This is a genomic window from Variovorax robiniae (genome assembly GCF_037889955.1).
Classification (GTDB): domain Bacteria; phylum Pseudomonadota; class Gammaproteobacteria; order Burkholderiales; family Burkholderiaceae_C; genus Variovorax; species Variovorax robiniae.
Genome location: NZ_JBBKZS010000023.1, coordinates 19998 through 42287 on the forward strand (window position 1 = coordinate 19998; position 22290 = coordinate 42287).

Annotated in this window: 17 protein-coding genes; 13 read left to right on the forward strand and 4 right to left on the reverse strand. The window is 65.5% G+C overall.

Features of this window, described 5'->3' with window-relative positions:
• Positions 1 to 25: 25 nt before the first annotated feature.
• Positions 26 to 274: a hypothetical protein gene (locus tag WKW79_RS31140; RefSeq protein ID WP_340339107.1), complete on the forward strand. Its 249-nt coding sequence runs from the start codon at positions 26 to 28 to the stop codon at positions 272 to 274.
• A 123-nt stretch (positions 275 to 397) separates the two neighbouring features.
• Positions 398 to 1390 carry a LysR family transcriptional regulator gene (locus WKW79_RS31145; protein WP_340339108.1) on the forward strand — a complete coding sequence of 331 codons (993 nt, stop codon included), beginning with the start codon at positions 398 to 400 and terminating at the stop codon, positions 1388 to 1390.
• Here WKW79_RS31145 and WKW79_RS31150 read toward each other — a convergent pair.
• A complete protein-coding gene (locus WKW79_RS31150; protein WP_340339109.1) occupies positions 1359 to 2699 on the reverse strand; it encodes a glycerate kinase type-2 family protein in 1341 nt (446 codons plus the stop codon). The genes WKW79_RS31145 and WKW79_RS31150 overlap by 32 nt on opposite strands.
• Before the next feature lie 33 nt (positions 2700 to 2732).
• On the opposite strand from WKW79_RS31150, the gene WKW79_RS31155 reads away from it, so the two are divergent.
• Both WKW79_RS31155 and WKW79_RS31160 read left to right on the forward strand, forming a co-directional pair.
• A complete protein-coding gene (locus tag WKW79_RS31155) occupies positions 2733 to 4121 on the forward strand; it encodes an 8-oxoguanine deaminase (protein ID WP_340339110.1) in 1389 nt (462 codons plus the stop codon).
• 193 nt (positions 4122 to 4314) lie between these two features.
• Positions 4315 to 10221, forward strand: coding sequence for a calcium-binding protein (locus WKW79_RS31160; RefSeq protein WP_340339111.1), 5907 nt, complete (start codon positions 4315 to 4317; stop codon positions 10219 to 10221).
• A 79-nt stretch (positions 10222 to 10300) separates the two neighbouring features.
• On the opposite strand, the gene WKW79_RS31165 is transcribed toward WKW79_RS31160, so the two are convergent.
• Together WKW79_RS31165 and xdhC are read right to left on the reverse strand one after the other, a co-directional pair.
• Entirely contained in the window at positions 10301 to 11506 is a 1206-nt protein-coding gene (locus WKW79_RS31165; RefSeq protein WP_340339112.1) for a urate hydroxylase PuuD, read from the reverse strand.
• Positions 11507 to 11666: 160 nt separating this feature from the next.
• Positions 11667 to 12476, reverse strand: a complete 810-nt coding sequence (gene xdhC / locus WKW79_RS31170) for a xanthine dehydrogenase accessory protein XdhC (protein WP_340339113.1) — start codon at positions 12474 to 12476, stop codon at positions 11667 to 11669.
• 80 nt (positions 12477 to 12556) lie between these two features.
• Here xdhC and WKW79_RS31175 point away from each other — a divergent pair, with 80 nt between their 5' ends.
• The gene (locus WKW79_RS31175) at positions 12557 to 13054 is read left to right on the forward strand and encodes a hypothetical protein (RefSeq protein ID WP_340339114.1); all 498 of its coding nucleotides are present in this window, start codon (positions 12557 to 12559) and stop codon (positions 13052 to 13054) included.
• Here the strand turns inward: WKW79_RS31175 and uraH are convergent, their stop codons facing one another.
• Positions 13055 to 13405, reverse strand: coding sequence for a hydroxyisourate hydrolase (gene uraH, locus WKW79_RS31180; protein WP_340339115.1), 351 nt, complete (start codon positions 13403 to 13405; stop codon positions 13055 to 13057).
• Between the two features lie 76 nt (positions 13406 to 13481).
• On the opposite strand from uraH, the gene WKW79_RS31185 reads away from it, so the two are divergent.
• The 8 genes from WKW79_RS31185 (at position 13482) to WKW79_RS31220 (ending at position 22271) form a co-directional block, all read left to right on the forward strand.
• A complete protein-coding gene (locus tag WKW79_RS31185; RefSeq protein ID WP_422823992.1) occupies positions 13482 to 14159 on the forward strand; it encodes a GntR family transcriptional regulator in 678 nt (225 codons plus the stop codon).
• Positions 14160 to 14173: 14 nt separating this feature from the next.
• Positions 14174 to 15112: an allantoinase PuuE gene (puuE, locus tag WKW79_RS31190; RefSeq protein ID WP_340339116.1), complete on the forward strand. Its 939-nt coding sequence runs from the start codon at positions 14174 to 14176 to the stop codon at positions 15110 to 15112.
• Positions 15113 to 15126: 14 nt separating this feature from the next.
• The gene (uraD, locus tag WKW79_RS31195; protein ID WP_340339117.1) at positions 15127 to 16896 is read left to right on the forward strand and encodes a 2-oxo-4-hydroxy-4-carboxy-5-ureidoimidazoline decarboxylase; all 1770 of its coding nucleotides are present in this window, start codon (positions 15127 to 15129) and stop codon (positions 16894 to 16896) included.
• 3 nt (positions 16897 to 16899) lie between these two features.
• Positions 16900 to 18123 carry a M20 family metallopeptidase gene (locus WKW79_RS31200; RefSeq protein ID WP_340339118.1) on the forward strand — a complete coding sequence of 408 codons (1224 nt, stop codon included), beginning with the start codon at positions 16900 to 16902 and terminating at the stop codon, positions 18121 to 18123.
• 221 nt (positions 18124 to 18344) lie between these two features.
• Positions 18345 to 19166, forward strand: coding sequence for a creatininase family protein (locus tag WKW79_RS31205; RefSeq protein ID WP_340339119.1), 822 nt, complete (start codon positions 18345 to 18347; stop codon positions 19164 to 19166).
• A gap of 22 nt (positions 19167 to 19188) precedes the next feature.
• Positions 19189 to 19992, forward strand: coding sequence for an ABC transporter ATP-binding protein (locus tag WKW79_RS31210; protein WP_340339120.1), 804 nt, complete (start codon positions 19189 to 19191; stop codon positions 19990 to 19992).
• Positions 19970 to 20854 carry an ABC transporter permease gene (locus tag WKW79_RS31215; RefSeq protein ID WP_340339121.1) on the forward strand — a complete coding sequence of 295 codons (885 nt, stop codon included), beginning with the start codon at positions 19970 to 19972 and terminating at the stop codon, positions 20852 to 20854. The genes WKW79_RS31210 and WKW79_RS31215 overlap by 23 nt, the downstream gene beginning before the upstream one ends.
• On the forward strand, positions 20844 to 22271 hold the full coding sequence (locus tag WKW79_RS31220) for an FAD-binding oxidoreductase (protein WP_340339122.1): 1428 nt from the start codon (positions 20844 to 20846) through the stop codon (positions 22269 to 22271). The genes WKW79_RS31215 and WKW79_RS31220 overlap by 11 nt, the downstream gene beginning before the upstream one ends.
• Positions 22272 to 22290 lie beyond the last annotated feature (19 nt).

Below are 22290 nucleotides of genomic sequence, written 5' to 3' on the forward strand. Positions count from 1 at the left end.
ATCGGTCGCATGCCAAGGAGTCGACATGGAACACGCCATTTCCTTCTTTCGCACGTCTTTGCTCGCCGCGATTTCGCTGCCCTTCTTCTGCGCGGTGCTGCCAGCCCCGGGCGGCCTCATCGAGCCGCCGCCCGTCGAGGGCAGCCCCGCCTACCTGGCGGTGCAGCATTCGCACGATGCCTTCGCCACGCACTTCCGCCTCCACCTCTCCGACACCGAGGAAGCGTTGGCCAGGATCCATCAGACCAACCAGATCGTTGCGCCGACTTTCTGAAGAGGCTTCCTGAAGCTGCAGGAGCCAGAGGGCGGTGGTTGCCCCGCCGGCTTGCGTTGCCTTGTATTGCATCGCACAGCTACGATCGATGCATTCGCCGCAACTGGCGACAGGACATCCCCCATGGACCTCCGGCGCTGGACGCACATCGTCGCCGTTGCCGACCGGCGCAGCTTCGTGCGCGCGGCCGAGCAGGTGCACCTCAGCCAACCCGCCCTGACGCGCAGCATCCAGGCCGCGGAGTCGGAGCTCGGGCTGCTGCTGTTCGACCGCCGCGGGCATGACATCGTGCCGACGCCGGCTGGTGAATTCGTCGTCGAACGTGCGCGCCAATTGGTGTTCAGCAGTCGCTGCATCGAACGCGACATTCAGCTCTACCGCAGCCATGGCCTCGGCGACACGGCCTTCGGCCTGGGACCGTTTGCCGCGGCCAGCTTCGCGGCACCGCTGCTGGCATCGCTGCGGCGCGAGTTTCCGGACATCAACGTGCGGGTGGAGATCAGCAACTGGCAACTGTTGCTCAAGCGGCTGCTCGAGGAGGACATCGAATTCGTCGTCGCCGACATCACCGACCTGCCCGCCGACCCTGGCCTGCAGATCCGCCCCTTGCGCCAGGAGCCTGCCGGCTTCTACGTGCGCGCCGGCCATCCGCTCCTCGCGCAGCCCGTCGTCACGCTGAACCAGGTGTGGGAGTACGGCGTTCTCTCCGTGCGACTACCGAACGCCAAGCGCCGCGTGCTCGCGCGCATGCTCGGGCTGGGCTCGGCCGACGAGCTGGCACTGGCGGTCGAATGCGACGATCCCGCCTTGCTCAAGCGCCTGGTGCCCGAATGCGATTCGGCCGTGATGCTGCCCCATGTCGCCGTCGCGCAGGAGGTGGAGGGCGGCAGCCTCCAGCAACTCCATGTCGACGGCTTGCCGCCGGCTTCCGCGGTCATGGGCGTCGTGACGCTGCGAGGCCGCACGCCCTCGCCGATGGCCGAGTTGATCATGGGCCGGCTGCCGACCGACGCCGTGGCCCCGTCGGCGAAAGCGCGCGGCAAGGCCGACCCGGCCAGGCGCGCGAAGCGATCCGCCAGGGCGACTACAAGACCAACATCGCGCGGAAGTCGTTGACGTTGGTGTGGGTCGGCCCCGTCACCAGCAGATCACCGATCGCGTCGAAGTAACCGTAGGCGTCATTGCGGTCCAGGTGGTCGCTGAGCTTCCTGCCTGTGGCCTGCGCGCGCGCCAGCGTGTCGGGCGCGACGAAGGCGCCCGCGTTGTCTTCCACGCCGTCGATGCCGTCGGTGTCGGCGGCCAGCGCCCAGACCGACGCCTGCCCCATCAGCGCGCCCGCCAGCCCCATGCAGAACTCACCCGCACGGCCGCCGCGCCCCTTGGCCTGCCCGGGCTGGCGCGGCCGGATCGTCACTGTCGTCTCGCCCCCGGACAGGATCACGCAGGGCCGCGCAAAGGGCGCTCCCCGATGCGCCACGGCACGCGCCAGCGCCGCATGCACCTTTCCGACTTCGCGCGACTCGCCTTCGATCTCGTCGCTGAGGATGTGCGCCTCGATCCCCGCCGCCCGCGCCGCCGCGGCGGCGGCTTCCAGCGACTGCTGCGGCGTGGCGAAGAGGTGCACCTCGTTCGTCGCAAAGATCGGATCCTTCGGGTCCGGCGTTTCCAGCGCGCCGCTTTCGAGGCTCGCCCGCACCGGCGCGGGGATCTCGATGCGATAGCGGTCGAGGATCGCCAGCGCATCGGCGCAGGTGCTTTCATCCGGCACCGTCGGACCGCTGGCGATGATGGCCGGGTCATCGCCCGGCACGTCGCTGATCGTCAGCGTCACCACCTTGGCCGGCGCGCAGGCCGCGGCCAGCCTGCCCCCCTTGATACGTGACAGGTGCTTGCGCACGCAGTTCATCTCGCCGATGCCCGCGCCGCTGTCGAGCAGTTGCTTGTTGATGCGCTGCTTGTCGGCCAGCGTGAGCCCTTCGGCCGGCAGCACCAGCAGGGACGAGCCACCGCCCGAGATCAGGCACAGCACCAGATCGTCGGCCGTGAGCCCCTGGGCCAGCGCCAGGATGCGCTGTGCCGCCTGCTCGCCCGCCGCATCCGGCACCGGGTGCGCGGCCTCGACGATCTCGATGCGTTGCGGCAAGCCTTCAGGCCGTGGCGGGATGTGCTCATAGCGCGTGACCACCAGGCCCGACAGCGGCGCGTCCGCAGGCCACAGCGCCTCCAGCGCCTGCGCCATCGAACCGCCCGCCTTGCCCGCGCCCAGCACCAGCGTGCGGCCCTTGGGCGGCGCCGGCAAGTACGCGCCCATCGTGGACAAGGGCAGCGCCCGATCCACCGCCACGCGATACAGGTGCTCCAGGAATTCGCGCGGCTGCGCACGCGGGTCCGGCGATGTCTGCAAGCCAGTGTTTGATGCGATCATTTGTGCCTTGTTCAATCAGGGATTCACCGCGCCATGAGCACGCTATTGATTCGAAATGCAGAGTGCATAGCCACCTTCGACGATCAACGCACCGAACTGCGGCATGCGTCGATTTATATCCGGGATCACCGCATCGAGGCCATCGGCGCCGACGCGGACATGCCCCCCTCTGCTGACGAGATCATCGACGCGCGCGGCCACCTCGTGGTACCGGGGCTGGTCAACACGCACCACCATATGTACCAGTCGCTCACACGCGCCATCCCCGGCGTGCAGGACGCGGAACTGTTCTCCTGGCTGCGCGGCCTGTACCCGATCTGGGCCGGCCTCACGCCTGAGATGGTGCAGGTGTCCACGCAACTGGCCATGGCCGAGTTGCTGCTCTCGGGCTGCACCACCAGCAGCGACCACCTCTACATCTATCCCAACGGCGTACGCCTGGACGACAGCATCGAGGCCGCGCGCCAGATCGGCATGCGCTTCGTCGCCACGCGCGGCAGCATGAGCGTGGGCAAGTCGCAGGGGGGCCTGCCGCCCGACAGCGTGGTCGAGAAGGAGGACGCGATCCTCAAGGACACGCAGCGCCTCATCGAGACCTTCCACGACAAGGCGCATGGCGCCATGGTCAACGTCGCCGTGGCGCCCTGCTCGCCCTTCAGCGTCAGCCGCGACCTGATGCGCGAATCGGCCGTGCTGGCGCGCCAATTTGGCGTGCGCCTGCACACCCACCTTGCCGAGAACGACCACGACATCGCCTACAGCCGAGAGAAGTTCAACTGCACCCCCACCGAGTACGCGCAGGACCTCGGCTGGCTGGGCCACGACGTGTGGCACGCGCACTGCGTGAAGCTGGACGCCAAAGGCATCGCGCTGTTCGCGAAGACCCGGACCGGCGTCGCCCACTGCCCCTGCAGCAACATGCGCCTGGCCTCGGGCATCGCGCCCATCCGCAAGATGATCGATGCCGGCGTGCCGGTCGGCCTCGGCGTGGACGGCAGCGCCAGCAACGACGGCGCGCACATGGTCAACGAGGCGCGGCAGGCCTTGCTGCTGGCCCGTGTCGGCCGCGCGCTGGAGCCCTTCGGCTGCGACCACGGTCCTTCGGAGATGACCGCGCGCAACGCGCTCGAAGTCGCCACGCGCGGCGGCGCCGAAGTGCTGGGCCGCCCCGACATCGGCCACCTCGCGCCGGGCATGTGCGCCGACCTCGCGCTCTTCGATTTGCGCACGCTGGGCTTTGCCGGCGGCGCGGTGCATGACCCGGTCGCGAGCCTGCTGCTGTGCGCCAGCCCGAACAGCGCATGGACCATCGTCAACGGCCGCGTGGTCGTGCGCGAAGGGCAGTTGGCGACGGTGGACCTGGGGCCGCTGGTGGAAAGGCACAACCGGCTGGCGGTGCAGTTGGCGGCAGGCGCGCGCTGACACGGCAAGCCCTTGCGCCACCGCCTGAACTGGCGGTTGTCGCCCCACTCAGGCCCCTGGCTCCTTTGCGAATCCGGGGGCCTATTGCTTGCCGGCCCGCGGAGCTATCGATTTCCCTCCCTGTAGACCTTTGGCGGACGACGCGCATCCGCCATCCGTCTAGCATCGCCGCACATTTCAACAGGGAGCGAATATGCAAAGCACGCGTGTCGACATCATCGGCACCCCAGGCAAGGACGATCTGCGCGGTTCAGACCGTACCGTGGCCGAGAACATTTACGGGCACGAGGACGACGACCTGCTCGACGGCCGTGGCGCCCCCATCGGCGAAAGCGATGTGCTGTATGGCGGCCCGGGCGGCGACCAGTACGTGTTCGACCAGCGGTACGGCGCGGCGACCATCATCGAGGACCCGACGAATGCAACGCCGGGCAAGGTCGACTGGGTCAAGTTCGACGTCGGCAGCGACGAAGTCAAGACCTTCCGCCATGGCGCGGACCTGACGATCTACATTCCCGTCGTTTCTTCATGGGAGAACTCGCTGGAGACGCTGGAGATCCCCGGCTTCTTCTCGGCGGACGCGCCCATCCAGGCCCTGGTCTTTTCCGATGGCGTCGTGGTGGGTCCGGACGCCCTTGCCGCCGTCCTGCCAGGTGATGGCTGGGGCCCCAGCGAACGAATCGGCACCCCTGGCAGCGACTATCTCGTCGCCTCGGACGACACTTCCTCCTCCCTTTTCGGCCTGGGCGGCGATGACTTGCTCGACGGTGGAACTAAGGGCTACCGGCACGACCTTTACGGCGGGGCGGGCAGTGACCAGTACGTCTTCAACAAGGGCTCCGCCTATGTGGAGATCCATGAGTTCGAACAGGATGCCACGCCGGACAGGACCGATTGGGTGAACATCGGCGCGCGCAGCGATGAGGTCGACATCCGACGCGAGTCCAACGAGTTGCGCATCACCCTGCGCGACAACCCCAGGGACGTCCTCGTGATCGGTGGATTCTTCGCGGACCTGGAATCCCCCGACCGACCCGACTGGGCCGGCACGATCCAGGGGCTGGTGTTATCGGACGGCGTCGTCATCGGCCCCCGCGACCTGGCGACCTACATGGCGCAACAAGGAGGCGGACCCGGCAACGATGTGATCTACGGCACCGCTGACGACGACCTGCTGGAAGGCAGGGGCGGAGACGACGCGCTCTACGGTGGCTATGGCAACGACACGCTGGATGGGGGACCCGGCAACGATGTGCTGGTCGGCGGGCCGGGCAACGACACCTACGTCATCAGCCGCGACGGTGGTTTCGACTCGATCAATGCCACCAGTTGGTCCGGCAACGTCGGATCCGACACGGTCCAGTTCGAACCTGGCATCGACGCCAAGGACATCGAGTTCTATCGCTGGGCCGACGATCGACTGGCCGTTCGCATCCGAGGGACGGAAACGAGTATCTCGATCTACGATCCCCAAGCGAGCGCCATCGACTGGTTCCGCACCAGCGATGGCCAGGTCGTTTCGATGTCCGACGTCGAGATGCTGGGCGCTGACACGCACACTTACAAGCCCTGGCCCCAGACCGCGGCGCTGGCCGCTGCTGCCTCGACGGTCCTTCCCGCGCCCACGCCCGGCTACACCTCCATCTACGGCACGCAAGGCCCGGACTACCTGGGCACGACAGGCGGGAACCAGGAGCTCTTCGGGCTGGGTGGCGATGACCAGTTGGACTCCACTTCCGGCGCCAACAGAACACGCCAGGTCATCCTGCGCGGCGGCGCGGGCAGTGACCACTATGTGTATGACGGCAGGGTCGCTACTTCAGCCCGCATCATCGAGGACGCCATCGATGCCAGTCCCGGCAAGGTCGACTGGGTCGACATCCGGTGGGACAGCAAGTCAGTCACGCTTCTTCGCCATGATTCCGACTTGACGATCTATCAGTTGGGGGACTACAGCCTCTCACTCTCCGTCCTTGTCCCAGCCACCGCCAAGCTGGAGCTACCTGGCTTCTTCGGCCAGGAGCCGGCAGATCCTGCGTCTTTCAAGCCTGTGCAGATGCTGTGGTTCGCCGATGGCATGGTCGTGGGCCCGGACGCGGTGGCGGCATACCTGCCGGCCAATGGCTGGAGCTCGAATGTCGGCACCGAAGGCAGCGACTGGCTTGTCTCCAATCCCTATTCGGCAGTCCTCTATGGCCAGGGCGGAGACGACCTGATGGACCCTGGCCCCAGCAAGGGGCCTGATGTCGAGAGCCGCCTGGTCGGCGGTGCCGGCAGCGACCAATATGTCTTCAACCGGGGATCGGGTTCCGTCGTCGTCACCGAATTGGTGGCCATTCCCGATGACGTCGACTGGGTCAACATCGGCGTTCGCAGCGACGAAGTCGTCTACGACTTTCAAAACGGAGACCTCGCCTCGATCAACATTCCGGACCCCGCGCAACCTGGCACCGTGAGCGACAAACTGTTCATCCGCGGCTTCCTCTCCGGGTACACGGTCGAAGGCTTGATGTTCACCGACGGCGTCATCCAGCTCCCGGAAGATATCCAGGCCATCCGACTGGCGGGGGCAGCCACTTCCGGTGACGACTTGATCCACGGCTCGCGATGGAACGATGTGATCTCCGGCCTGCAAGGGAACGACACTCTCTATGGCTGGGACGGGAACGACATCCTGAACGGCGACACCGGCGACGACTATCTCAACGGCGGTGCCGGAGACGACATCCTGAACGGCGGCCCCGGCAACAACGACCTCGACGGCGAGACCGGCAACGACACCTATGTGATCGATCGCGACAGCGGCCGTGTCACGATCAGTACCGCTGGTGGAACCGATGTCGTGCAGTTCGGGCCCGGCATTCGCGCCAGCGACATCGAATTTCAACGCGACGCCGATGGCGGGCTCCGGGTGAAAGTCGCCGGGACCGATGCCGAGATCCATATCTACGAGGACGACGACTTCGTAGGCGGAAACGCGGTCGCAGAATTCCGCACGAGTGACGGCAAGGTGGTCTCGAAGGCGGCAGTCAATACCCTGGTCGACAGTGCTCCCGGCGATCACCCCTGGCCCCTGGCGGGCGAGCAGGCTGCCGCCGCCACCCTGGCGCCAACGCCCGGCTACACGCCCATCTACGGCACGGAGGGCAAGGACTATTTGCCCGCGACCGATTGGGGACAAGAGCTTTTTGGCCTGGGAGGCGATGACCTGCTGGATTCAAACACCCCCACCCACTGGCCAAGCTTTCGAAGCCTCCTTCTTCGCGGCGGCGCAGGCAACGACCAATACGTATTCGGCTCCCAATCGGTATCGGCAAGGATCATCGAAGACCCGCTGGACGCGACCCCGGGCAAGGTCGACTGGGTCAACATCCAGGCGCGCAGCGACAGGGTCACGCTGTTTCGCCAGGATTCGGATTTGACGATCTACCTTCCCCCGGACTCTTCGGACAACCTTGGGTTGTGGACTTATTCGGGTTACGGCGTGAGCAAGCTCAAGATACCCGGCTTCTTCGGCCAGGACCCGGCTGATCCGACATCGTTCGCGCCCATCCAGGGGCTGGTGTTTTCCGAGGGCCTCGTCGCCGGCCCGGACGCGGTGGCGGCGTACTTGCCAGGGAATGGCTGGAGCTCGAACGTAGGCACCGAGGGCAACGACCATATCGTCGCCAACCCCTATTCCTCCGTGATCTATGGCCTCGGCGGAGACGACCTGCTCGACCCCGGCAGCAGCAAGGGCCCGGACATCGTGACGGGCCTCCATGGCGGTGAGGGCAGCGATCAATATGTCTTTGGAAGAGGCTCGGGCACCGTCAGGGTTTTCGAGGTGTGGGATGCGCCGGCCTCCGATGTCGACCGGGTCGACATCGGCGTTCGAAGCGATGAAGTGGTCTACGGCTTCGACCACAGTTCGGGGGTTTGGGATCTCTCGATCGGAATTCCGGATCCGGCGCACCCCGGGACCGTGACCGACAAGTTGCTGATCAGAGGGTTCGTCGAGGGAAGAACAGTCGAGCAGTTGGTGTTTGCCGACGGCGTCGTCGTGCGCCCGGAAGACGTGCAACTCCGGTTGGGGCAACCGACCTCCGGCGACGACCTCATCCATGGCTCGGATGGGGACGATGTCCTCTTCGGGCTTGGGGGCAACGACCAGCTCTATGGCGGTGGCGGGAACGACAAGCTCGATGGCGGCCCCGGCAACGACGAACTCCATGGCGGCGACGGCGACGACACCTTGAACGGTGGTCCCGGCAACAACAAGCTCTACGGCGGATCCGGCAGCGACACCTATGTGATCGACCGCGACAGCGGACGCGATTTGATCCATGACTCCAGCGGCGCGGACGTCGTTCAATTCGGACCCGGCATCGACGCCAGCGACATTGAATTCACGCGCGCCGACGAGTTTGGATTGCAGGTCAAGGTCCTCGGCACCGATATCCAGATCGACATCGCCGGACCGGCCTACTCGATCGCCGAGTTCCGCACGAGCGACGGCAGGGTGATCTCGACGGCAGATGTCTACAGGTTGGTCCAGAACGGGCCCCACATGTGGCCCCAGGCCGTCGAACCGGTCACGCCCGACGTACCCCTCCCGGCACCGACACCGGGCCACGATCCCATCTACGGCACTGAAGGCAATGACGAACTTGGTGCAACGGTGAATCAGGCCGAGGTTTTCGGCCTGGGAGGTGACGACGTGCTGTACTCCGTCTTTGGATCGGAACGCCAGGTCCTGCTGCATGGCGGGGCCGGCAACGACCACTACATATTCGGAGACTACTCGGGATCCGTCCGGATCATCGAGGATGCAGCGGATGCGAAGCCGGGCAAGATCGACTGGGTCGACATCCGGGCGACCAGCGACAGGGTCACGCTCTTTCGACAGGGTCCGGACTTGACGGTCTACCTCCCGATGGACCCCTACTCGACACCGGAGGATTGGAACTTGCCAGGCGGGGGAGCAGAAAAGCTGGAAATCCCCGGCTTCTTCAGCCAGGACCCGGCCGACCCGGCCGTGTTCGCGCCCATCCAGATGCTGCAGTTCTCCGACGGCCTCGTGGCGGGCCCGGACGCGATCACCGCCTACCTGCCCCACAACGGCTGGAGTTCGAACGTCGGCACCGAAGGCAGCGACCGGATCATCGCCAACCCGTACGCCTCGACGATCTACGGCCTCGGTGGAGACGACCTGATGGACCCCGGCACGAGCAATGGGCTTGCTCGTTTGATGCTGGGTGGCGACGGCAGCGACCAGTATGTCTTTGGCAGGGGCTCGGGCACCGTCACGATCCATGAATCGGCCTACGGCCCTTCCACGGACATCGACTGGGTCAATGTCGGCGCGCGGAGCGACGAAGTCGTCTATGGCGAGGCCACGTCCTACTCCCCTTTCTCGATCCGCATCGCAAATCAGGAGCAAAGTGGGACCACATCCGACACCTTGTACATCGACGACTTCCTGGGCCTGGGTGTGGCAAGCACGGTCGAGGGGCTCATGTTCACCGACGGCGTCATCCTGCGCCCGCAAGACGTGCAAGCCCTCTTGCTGGAGCAGAAGACGACCCCCGGCAACGACACGATCTATGGCTCGCAATGGAACGATGTCCTCGTCGGCGCGGAAGGCGATGACACCCTCATCGGCTTCGGTGGGAACGACGTGCTGAACGGCGGCCCGGGCAACGACTACCTCCAGGGCGATGAAGGGGACGACATCTACCTCGTCGACCTGCAAAGCGGACAAGACCACCTGAGGGAATGGAACAACGAATGGACGGACATGGGCAATGACGTCGTCCAGTTCACCGATACCGGCATCCATGCCGACCAGCTCTGGTTTTCCCGGCAAGGCGATGACCTGCTGGTGAGCATCATCGGCACGGACGTCGAACTCACGGTGGAGCAGTGGTACGACGCGGCCTACGGCGGCCCCAACGTCGAGCAGTTCAAGACCCAGGACGGCAAGACATTGCTCAACAGCGACGTGCAGAACCTCGTGGACGCGATGGCCGGGTTCGAAGCGCCGCCCGCAGGCCAATACACCCTGCCGGCCGACTTCCAGGCCGCGCTTGAAGGCGTGATCGCCGCCAACTGGCACTGACACGCCCCGGCCCCCCCCAAGAAGAAAGCCCCGGATTCATCACGAATCCGGGGCCTTCTTCAATCGATGGGCGGTATGCCTACTTCGTCGGCGCACCCGCGTCGAACCACTTGCCGATCAACGCCCGCTCCGCATCGGTCATTCCGGTGGCGTTGTTCATCGGCATGATCTTCGTGACCACCACCTGCTGGTAGATGCCCTGCGCATGCGCGGCCACCTGGTCCGGCGAATCGACGCGCACGTTCTTCATCTGCATGGCCGTGCCGTGGCACATGTAGCAGCGTTGCTCCAGCACCTTCTGCACCTCGCCGAAGGACACCTTCTGCTCCACCGCGCCCGGCGCCGGCGCCGCGGCCGGTTCCGGCCTCATCCACACGATGGTCAGGCCCAGCACCGCGATGCCGAACAGCGCATACGGCAGCGGGTTGCCCGCATTGCCCAGCTTGAAGCGATGGCGCACCACGAAGAACTGGCGAATCGCCGCGCCGCCCAGCATGATCAGCAGCAGCACGATCCAGTTGTACTTGTGCGTGTAGGTGAAGCTGTAGTGGTTGCTCAGCATCGCGAACAGCACCGGCAGCGTGAAATACGTGTTGTGCACGCTGCGCTGCTTGCCGCGCTGGCCATGCACCGGGTCGACCGGCTGGCCGGCGCGCAATGCCGCGACGTTCTTGCGCTGGCCGGGAATGATCCAGAAGAACACATTGCCGCTCATGGTCGTGGCCATCATGGCGCCGACCAGCAGGAAGGCTGCGCGGCCCGCGAACAGGTGGCAAGCCAGCCAGGTCGCGAACGCGATGAACACGGCGATCAGCACGCCGACGATGGTGTCCCCGTTCTTGCGCCGGCCGAAGATCTGGCAGATGCCGTCGTACACCATCCAGAACACGACGAAGAAGGCCAGCGCCACGCCGATGGCCGCGCCCGGCTGCCAGTCCATCTTGCTCTTGTCGATGAGGTAGGTGCTCGCGTTCCACAGGTACGACATGGTGAAGAGCGTGAACCCGGTGATCCAGGTCGTGTAGCTCTCCCAGTACGACCAGTGCAGGTGGTCCGGCAGTTTCTTGGGGGACAGCAGGTATTTCTGCGAGTTGTAGAACCCGCCGCCGTGCACGGCCCATTGCTCGCCGCCCACGCCCTTGTCGAGCGATTCCTGGTCCTCGGGCTTCTCGAGGCTGTTGTCCAGCATCACGAAGTAGAAGGAGGCGCCGATCCAGGCGACCGCGGTGATGACGTGGACCCAACGCAGGAGCAGATTGGCCCAATCGAGGTAGTAGCTTTCCATGATGCTCTCAACCCTGGCGGCACTGCATGGCGCCGCGATTATGTTTGTCACCGTTCACCACTGCGGGGCTGTGAACAGCAAGAAAGCCGCGATTCCCTCGCTCCGCTGCGGCTTGTGAACCGAAGTGTATACAGTTTCGGTTCGCCTGGTACAGGATTTTTTAGACGGTGCGTCGTTGCAACAACTGTGCCGCAACTGCAACCGCAATCACCTCCGGCTCCTTGCCGGTGATGCCGGGCACGCCGATGGGGCAGGTGACCCTGGCCATCTCGTCTTCCGTGAAACCGCGCGCCTCCAGCCGGTGCCGGAAGGTCGCCCATTTGGTCTTGCTGCCGATCAGGCCGATGTAGGGCAGGTCGTCCCGCTCGCGCAAGCGTCGCAGGCAGGCGATGACGATGTCCAGGTCTTCCGCATGGCTGAAGCTCATGATCAACACATGCGAACCCGGCGCCAGTTGCGCCACCGCATCCTGCACCGGCTCGGAGTACTCGGTTTCGACCTGGGCCGGCAGGGTCTCGGGGAAGACACCATCGCGGCTGTCGATCCAGCGCACCGAATACGGCAGGCCGGCCAGCAGGCGCGCCAACGCCGCGCCGACATGGCCGCCGCCGAACAGCGCCACCGGCGCCAGCCGGGCCACGAGTTCCTGCTGCAGCGCGGCACGGTCGGCTGCCGTGATGTATTGATATGAAAGAAACACCACGCCGCCGCAACACTGGCCGAGGCTCGGGCCCAGCGGGTAGCGGCGCACTTCAGGGATCGGCGTCCCGCCCAAAAGCCAGCCGCGCGCCTCCTGCGTGGCCTGGAATTCGAGTTGGCCGCCTCCGATGGTGGCGGTCAGCCCGTCCTTCCACACCGCCATCCAGGTGCCGGCCTCGCGCGGGGCGGAACCCTGCGTGCGCGTGATGCGCACGAGCACGCCGTCCTCCCTCGACAGGCGGTCGAGCAACAAATCAACGTCGCCGCTCATCCTGGGGCCCTCATGCGGTACGCGACGCTGCGAAACCTCGCGCAGCCCCGGGTCAGGACGCGCGCGGTATAACCCCGCCGATGAACTTCTCGCCCATCCATCGCCATCTCGCCCGCGCCGGCGCCCTGCTCTGCGCCCTGGTTCTCGCCGCTTGCGGAAGCAGCGGCCCCACGGTCCCCGGCCAGTTGAGCGATGCCACCGTCGCCAAGGGCAGCGCGCCCGGCACGCCGCCCCGCCCGTCCAACGCCGCCAATCCGCGCGAATACCGCCGCGATGCCGCGCGGCACGTGTATGCCGTCAATTCGCAACGCATCTACGAAGGCAAGCTTCCTGCCCTGCTCTACGCGATCGGCACGCTGGAAGTCAACGTCGACGCCAACGGCAAGGTGCAGTCGATGCACTGGATGCGCGCGCCTCAGCATGCCCCTGAGGTCATCAAGGAAATCGAACGCACCGTGCTCGCCGCCGCGCCCTTCCCCGTGGCCACGAAGTTGGGCAAGGTGACCTGGACGGACACCTGGCTGTGGGACAAGGATGGACGATTCCAACTCGACACTCTCAGCGAAGGTCAACTCTGATCAGGAGCCGCGATAGGTGGAATAGCTCCACGGGCTGACCAGCAGCGGCACGTGGTAGTGCTGGTCGGTGTGCGCCACGCCGAAGTCCAGCGCCACCTTGTTCAGAAAATTCGGCTCGGGCAGCTTCACGCCCTTGGCCTTGAAATAGCCCGCCACATCGAACACCAGCCGATAGGTGCCGACCTTGATGGTGTTGTTGTCGTACAGCGGGCCGTCGCTGCGGCCGTCGTGGTTCAGCGTGAACTGGCGCACCAGCGTCGCCTGCTCGCCGTCGGTGGTGTACAGCGCCACCGACATGCCGGCGGCCGGGCCGCCATGCATCGTGTCCAGTACGTGGGTGCTCAAGCCCATGGTCTTGCTCCTCGAATCTTGCCGCGGAAAATTCCGGTGGACAAAAGTGTATACAGTTATTCACTTTGGGGCTATCATAAAAATCATGGAGACTTCATCCGCCACCCGATCCATCGTCGACGCGCTCACCAAAGCGATCGTCGACCACCGCCTGCAGCCCGGCACCAAGCTGGCCGAGCAGAAGCTGGCGGACCATTTCGGCGTGTCGCGCACGCTGGTCAGGCAGGCCCTGTTCCAGTTGTCGCAGAACCGATTGATCCGCCTGGAGCCCGCGCGCGGCGCCTTCGTGGCGGCGCCGGCGGTGGATGAAGCCAAGCAGGTGTTCGCGGTGCGCCGCATGCTCGAGGCGGAGATGACGCGCGCATTCGTGCGCACGGTCACGCCGGCCAAGATCAAGGCGCTGAAGGAACACGTGGCATTGGAGAAATCCGCCGTCCAAGGCGAGGACATCTCGGGCCGCACCGAGTTGCTGGGGGACTTCCATGTGCGCATGGCGGAACTCATGGGCAACACGGTGCTGGCCCAGATACTGGGAGAGCTGATTTCACGCTGCGCGCTCATCACCTTGATGTACCAGAGCGCCAGTGCAGCAGAACATTCGAATGATGAGCACGCCGACATCGTGAAAGCGCTGGCGGCGAGGGACGAAGAACGCGCAGTGCGCCTGATGACCGAACACCTTGAGCATGTCGAGGCCAACCTGACCTTCGACCGCAAGGTTCCGACGAACGACATTTCCCTCGCGTTGTCTTAGCGACGCAACCCATCATGAGCGATTCACCCAAGACTCCCTACCCACGGGACATGGTCGGCTATGGCCGCAATGTTCCCCATGCCCAATGGCCCAACGGCGCGAAGATCGCCGTCCAGTTCGTCCTCAACTACGAGGAAGGCGGCGAGAACAACGTGCTGCACGGCGACCCGACTTCGGAGACCTTCCTCTCCGAACTGGTCACCGCCCAGGCCTACGAAAACCGCCACATGACGATGGAGTCGATGTACGAGTACGGCTCGCGCGCCGGCGTCTGGCGCATCCTGCGCGAGTTCGAATCGCGCGGGCTGCCGATGACGATCTTCGGCGTCGGCATGGCGTTGCAGCGCTACCCCGAATTGCTCGACGTGTTCTTGAAGAACGACTACGAGATCGCCAACCACGGCCTGCGCTGGATCCACTACCAGAACCTGCCCGCCGCGAACGAGAAGCGCCACATGGAACTGGCCACGCACGTCATCCGCGACATGACCAAGGGCCAGTGGCCGCTCGGCTGGTACACCGGGCGCGACAGCCCCAACACGCGCCGCCTGCTGGCCGACCACGGCGGCTACGAATACGACAGCGACTACTACGGCGACGACCTGCCCTTCTGGACGCAAGTCACCAAAACCGACGGCAGCGTGGTGCCGCACCTGGTTGTGCCCTACTCGCTCGATTGCAACGACATGCGCTTCGTGCAGGCCCAGGGCTTCAACACCGGCGAGCACTTCTTCAACTACCTGCGCGACAGCTTCGACGCGCTGTATGCGGAAGGTGAAGAGGCGCCGAAGATGATGAGCATCGGCATGCACTGCCGCCTGCTCGGCAAGCCCGGCCGCATCGGAGCGCTCAAGCGCTTCCTCGACCATGTGCAGAAGCACGACAAGGTCTGGATCTGCCGCCGCATCGACATCGCGCAGCACTGGAAGAAAGTGCATCCGTTCAAGGCTTAACAAGGGAGACCCTCATGGCACTGACCATCGAACAACTGAACAGCGCTTCGGCGCCTGAAGCCGTCGCCATGCTCGACGGCATCTACGAGCACTCGCCCTGGGTGGGCGAGCGCGCGCTGGCCGAGCGGCCCTTCAAGTCGCTCGCGCATCTGAAGTTGGCGATGGTCCAGGTGCTGGAGCGCGCCAGCGAGGAAGAAAAGCTGGGCCTGATCCGCGTCCACCCAGAGCTCGCGGGCAAGGCGATGGAAGCCAAGACGCTCACGGCCGAGTCGACCAACGAGCAAGGCAAGGCGGGGCTGACCAACTGCACGCCGGAAGAACTCGCGCACATCCGCGGGCTCAACAAGGCCTATGGCGAGAAGTTCGGCTTTCCCTTCATCCTCGCGGTGCGCGGCCCGCGTGGCGCGGGGCTCGGCAAGAAAGCGATCATCGAGACCTTCGAGCGCCGGCTGCACCACCATCCCGCCTTCGAACTGGGCGAGGCGATGCGCAACATCCACCGCATCGCGGAGATCCGCCTGAACGACAAGTTCGGCCGCGACATCACGCTCGGCAACGACGTGTGGGACTGGCAGGAACAACTCGCGGTCTACACCGATCCGGGCTATGGCGAACTGGGCCAGCTCACGGTCACCTATCTCACGGATGCCCACCGTGCCTGTGCCGCGCAGATCTCGACCTGGATGACCGAATGCGGCTTCGACTCGGTGCACATCGACGCGGTCGGCAACGTGGTCGGCCGCTATGAAGGCGCGACGCCCGGCGCGAAGGCGCTGATCACCGGCTCGCATTACGACACGGTGCGCAATGGCGGCAAGTACGACGGCCGGCTCGGCATCTTCGTGCCGATGGCCTGCGTGCGTGAACTCAAGCGGCAGGGCAAGCGCCTGCCCTTCGCCTTCGAGGTGGTCGGCTTCGCGGAAGAGGAAGGGCAGCGCTACAAGGCGACCTTCCTCGGTTCCGGCGCGCTCATCGGTCACTTCAACCCCGAATGGCTGGAGCAGCAGGATGCGGACGGCATCACCATGCGCGAGGCGATGAAGCACGCGGGCTTGAAGGAAGAAGACATCCCCAAGATCCAGCGCGATCCGTCGAAGTACCTCGGCTTTGTCGAAGTGCACATCGAGCAGGGACCGGTGCTGACCGAGAAGGACCTGCCGCTCGGCATCGTCACCTCCATCAACGGCAGCGTGCGCTACGTTGGCGAAGTCATCGGCATGGCCAGCCACGCCGGCACCACGCCGATGGACCGTCGCTGCGACGCGGCGGCGGCGGTGGCGGAGTTGATCCTCTTCGCCGAGCAGCGCGCCGCAAAGGATGGCGACTCGGTCGCCACGGTCGGCATGCTGCAAGTGCCCAACGGCTCCATCAACGTGGTGCCGGGCAACTGCAAGTTCAGCCTGGACATCCGTGCGCCCAACAACGCGCAGCGCGACAGCATGGCCAACGACATCCTGGCCGCGTTGAAGGAAATCTGCGAGCGCCGCAGCGTGCGCTACACGCTGGAAGAGACGATGCGTGCCGCCGCCGCACCGAGCGCGCCCGAATGGCAGAAGCGCTGGGAAGACGCAGTTGGCTCGCTCGGCCTGCCGCTGTTCCGCATGCCCAGCGGCGCCGGCCATGACGCGATGAAGCTGCACGAAGTCATGCCGCAGGCCATGCTCTTCGTGCGCGGCATCAACTCGGGCATCAGCCACAACCCGCTGGAGTCCAGCACCTCGGACGACATGCAGCTCGCCGTCGAAGCCTTCCAGCACCTGCTCAACAACCTCACCGTCCAATAAAAAATGACCGACTACGCCAAACTCGACGCCTGGATCGACGCCCACTTCGACGAGGAAGTGAAGTTCCTGCAGCAGATGGTGCAGGTGCCCACCGACACGCCGCCCGGCAACAACGCGCCGCATGCGGAACGCACCGCGGAACTGCTGAAGGACTTCGGCTTCGACGCCGAGAAGCATGCCGTGCCCGAGCAGGAAGTAAAGGACTACGGCCTCGAATCCATCACCAACCTGATCGTGCGCCGCAAGTACGGCGAAGGCCGCACCGTCGCGCTCAATGCCCACGGCGACGTGGTGCCGCCCGGCGAAGGCTGGACGCATGACCCCTACGGCGGCGAGATCGTCGACGGCGCGCTCTACGGCCGCGCCGCCGCGGTCAGCAAGAGCGACTTCGCGAGCTTCACCTTTGCGTTGCGCGCCTTGGAAGCCGTCGCCAAGCCGACCAAGGGCAGTGTCGAACTGCACTTCACCTACGACGAAGAATTCGGCGGCCTGCTCGGCCCAGGTTGGCTCTTGCAGAAGGGCCTGACCAAACCCGACCTGATGATCGCCGCTGGCTTCAGCTACGAGGTCGTCACCGCGCACAACGGCTGCCTGCAGATGGAAGTGACGGTGCATGGCAAGATGGCCCACGCCGCCATCCCCACCACCGGCGTCGACGCGCTGCAAGGCGCGACGAAGATCCTCACGGCGCTCTATGCGCAAAACACGCTCTACCAGCAGATCACATCCAAAGTCGCGGGCATCACGCACCCCTACCTCAACGTCGGCCGCATCGAGGGTGGCACCAACACCAACGTGGTGCCCGGCAAGGTCGTGCTCAAGCTGGACCGCCGCATGATCCCGGAGGAGAACCCGGTCGAGGTCGAGGCCAGCATCCGCAAGGTGATCGCCGATGCCGCCGCGGAAATGGCCGGCATCACGGTCGACATCAAGCGCCTGCTGCTGGCCAACTCGATGCAGCCGCTGCCCGGCAACAAGCCGCTGGTGGATGCGATCCAGAAGCACGGCCAGGACATCTTCGGCGAGCCGCTGAAGGCCGTCGGCACGCCGCTCTACACCGACGTGCGGCTGTACGGCGAGGCCGGCATCCCCGGCGTGATCTATGGCGCCGGCCCGCGCACCGTGCTGGAGTCGCATGCCAAGCGCAGCGACGAGCGGCTGGTGCTGGAAGACCTGCGCCGTGCGACCAAGGTGGTGGCGCGGACGCTGGCGGATCTACTGGCCTGAGCAGATAGCTCCTTCGCGGCGCGGGACGCCGCCACGCACTGAAAGGCGAGCCCATGGGCTCGCCTTTATTTTTGACCGCTCGAAACATTCTTCCTCCGTACGCTGAACGCGGCTCAAAGGGCAATTACAGGCTGTTGCAGGCGACCACGGGAAAACGATAGGTTATTATTTTTGTCCGAATGGATAAATTTAGCCATCGTCCACGATGAAGGTTGCACCCCATGGCCCACGTCCGCCCACGCAGTCGCTTCTGGTCCGACCTGACCAGTGAAGAGTTTTCGCGGCTGGACCGCAACCGGCTCATTGCGGTGCTGCCCGTCGGCGCCACCGAGCAGCACGGCCCCCACCTGCCGATGTCGACCGACACGGCCACCATCGACGGCATGGTGCAGGCCACGCTGCCACACCTGCCCGACGACCTGCCGGTGCTGTTCCTGCCCACCGTGCCCTACGGCAAGAGCAACGAGCATTCGCGCTACCCCGGCACGCTGACCGTGTCGGCCACCACGCTGATCTCGATGTGGAAAGACATCGGCGACTGCGTGGCACGTTCCGGCGTGCGCAAGCTGGTGCTCTACAACAGCCACGGCGGCCAGATGTCGGTGATGGACATCGTCGCGCGCGACCTGCGCGAGGCGCACGGGATGATGGTGGTCGCAGCCAACTGGTACACCCTCGGCCTGCCGGACGGCCTCTTCACTGCGCATGAAGGCAAGCACGGCATCCATGCCGGCGATCTGGAGAGTTCGGTGATGCTGCACCTCACGCCGGACTATGTGCGTCGCGACCAATTCCGGAACTTCCGCTCGATGACGGAAGACATGGCCAACGAAAGCAAGTTCCTGTCGATCACGCCCAGCGGCAAGCTCGGCTGGCAGATGCACGACATCAACCCGCAGGGCGCGGCAGGCGATGCCACGCGTGCCTCGGCCGGCAAGGGCGCCGCGGTGCTCGACCACGTCGGGCGCCGCTTTGTCGAGTTGCTCCACGAGGTCGACCGCTTCCCCATCGAGCGCCTGGCCAACGAGCCGGCCTGGCACTGAGCCCATGACCCGGGGAGCCACCATGGAAAGCCACACGCCATCCGCCACCGCGTCGCTGGTCAGCCTGCGCAACGTCGGCAAGCGCTTCGGCAACGGAACGCTGGCCCTGCAGGGCATGAACCTCGATGTCGGCGAGCACGACTTCATCAGCTTCCTCGGCCCCTCGGGCTGCGGCAAGAGCACCGCGCTGCGGCTCATTGCCGGTCTCACCCGCATCAGTTCCGGCGAGATGCGCTGGTCGGATGCCAACAGCGTCAAGGGCACGAGCGATCGCGACCTCGGCTTCGTGTTCCAGGAGCCAACGCTGATGCCCTGGACCAAGGTGTTCGACAACGTCTGGCTGCCGCTCAAGCTCACCGGCGTGAGCCGTGACGCCGCCGCGCCCGTGGTGCAGCAGGTGCTCGAACTGGTGGGCCTCACGCGCTTTGCCGACGTCTATCCGCGCGAGTTGTCGGGCGGCATGAAGATGCGCGTGTCGATCGCCCGCGCGCTGGTCACGCATCCACGGCTGCTGCTGATGGACGAGCCCTTTGCCGCGCTCGACGAGATGACGCGCATCAAGCTCAACAACGACCTGCTCGCGATCTGGAAGGAGCACCGCTTCTCGATCGTCTTCGTCACGCACAGCGTCTACGAGTCGGTGTACCTGTCGAACCGCATCGTCGTGATGGCGGCGCGGCCGGGCCGGGTGATCGACGAGATCCGCATCGACGAACCCTATCCGCGCGGCGAGGAGTTCCGCACCTCGAGCCGCTACAACGCCCATTGCACGGCGGTGTCCCAATCCTTGCGTGGAGCGCTCCATGGCCTCGACATCGATCATTGAACCCGTGGCGCCCGTGAACACCACCGAGGCCACGCCGTCCGCAGAGATGCTGCGTGCGCGTGAAGACAAGCTGCGCCGGCGCGAGTCGATGTTGCGCATGGCCGTGCCCGCGGTCATCGTCTTCGCGCTGCTGCTGGCCTGGGAATGGATGGTGCGTGCCAACGACATCCCCCACTACATCCTGCCCGCGCCGTCGCTGATCCTGCGTACGCTGTTCGACAACTGGGATTCGCTGTCCAGCGCGCTGTGGTTCACCGTCAAGCTCACCCTGCTCGCGCTCACGGCGGCCATCGTCGGCGGCGTGCTACTGGCGATCGCCTTCGCGCTGTTCAAGTGGGTCGAGATCGGGCTGTTCCCGATCGCGGTGATCCTGCAGGTGACGCCGATCATCGCGATCGCGCCGCTGATCCTGATCTACGTGTCGAACACCACGGCGGCGCTGCTGCTGTGCGCCTGGATCGTGGCCTTCTTCCCGATCCTGTCGAACACCGTCATCGGGCTGAAGAGCGCCGACAGCAACCTGCGCGACCTGTTCCAGCTCTACAAGGCCTCGCCCTGGCAGACCTTCCGCTACCTGCTGGCGCCCAGCGCGCTGCCCTACTTCATGGCGGGGCTGAAGATCGCGGGCGGCTTGAGCCTGATCGGCGCGGTGGTGGCGGAGTTCACGGCCGGCACGGCGGGCAAGGAAACCGGGCTGGCCTCGCGCATCCTGGAATCGAGCTTCCGCACCGAGATCCCGATGATGTTCGCGGCGCTGCTGCTGGTGTCCCTGCTGGGCATCGTGATCTTCATCGTGTTCGCCGCACTGTCGCGCATGGTGCTGGGCCACTGGCATGAAAGCGAGATGCGCCGTGAACGCTGAACCGGCGATCGAGGTCGAAACCGTGGACGTCATCAGCCTGACGGAGCAATCGGCCGCACGCGTTGTGGACTGGGATGCCGTGCGCCATGAACTGCGCGGGCTCAACCTGATCACCGCGCCCAGCCAGCGCAAGCAGTTGTCCAAGGACTTCTTCTGGTACAGCCCCATCCTCAGCGCGCAACTCGCCGATTGCGTGGCCGACCTGGTCGTCAAGGTCAGCACCGAGGCGGACGTGCGACAGGCCGCCGCCGTGGCCGCGAAGTGGAAGCTGCCGCTCACCGTGCGTGCCGGCGGCACCGGCAACTACGGCCAGTGCGTGCCGCTCGAAGGCGGCATCGTGCTCGACGTGACACAGATGTGCCGGGTGCTCGACATCGGCGAAGGCCGCATCCGCGTCGAGGCCGGTGCACGCATGCACGACATCGACCTGACGGCGCGGGAGACCGGGCAGGCCCTGCGCATGTGGCCCTCGACCTGGCATGTGGCCTCCATCGGCGGCTTCATCGCGGGTGGCTTCGGTGGCATCGGCTCGTTCCGCCACGGCATCCTGCGCGACCCCGGCAACCTGTTGCGGGCACGCGTGATGACGGTGGAGCGCGAGCCGCGCATCATCGAACTGGTGGGCGACGAGATCCAGCAGGTACACCATGCCTATGGCACCAACGGCGTGATCCTCGACGTGGAAGTGGCCCTGAGCCCCGCCGTCGAATGGGTTCATTGCACGGTGCTGTTCGAGACCTACCGCGGCGCGCTCGACTTCGGCATCGCGGCGCAGGCACCGACGCTGGACATCTTCCTGCTGTCCACGGTCGAGGCGCGCTTCTCGCCCTACTACAAGTCCATGCGCGATCGCTTTCCCGCCGACCGGCATGCGGTGTTTGCGATGGTCTCGCCCGATTCGATGGCGGACTTCCGCGCGCTGGCCGAGTCGCTCGGCGGCAGCATCTCCGTCGCCGGCACCGAGGCCGAGCTGCTGGCCGAGGGCCTGCCGCCCGCCTACGAATGCGCGTTCAATCACACGACGCTGCAGGCGCTCAAGGCCGATCGCAGCTGGACCTATCTGCAGGTGGCCTATGCGCAGCCCTTCGATCCGGCCGTGGTCGAGCGGCACCTCGCCCTCTTTGGCGACGACGTGCTGCAGCACCAGGACTTCGCGCGCGCCAATGGCGAGTGCGGCACCTTTGGCATCCTGCTGGTGCGCTGGAAGGGCGAGGCGCACCAGTACGAAGTCATCCGCGAGATCGAGTCGCAAGGCGGCTGCAAGATCTTCAACCCGCACGTCGTGACCATCGAGGACGGCGGCATGAAGACCATCGACACGCAGCAGATCGATTTCAAGAAGCGCAGCGACCCGATGGGGCTCATGAACCCCGGCAAGACGCGCGGCTGGGACGCCTCGATGGCCCGCGACCGCTGACCCGATTCCATACCCATCC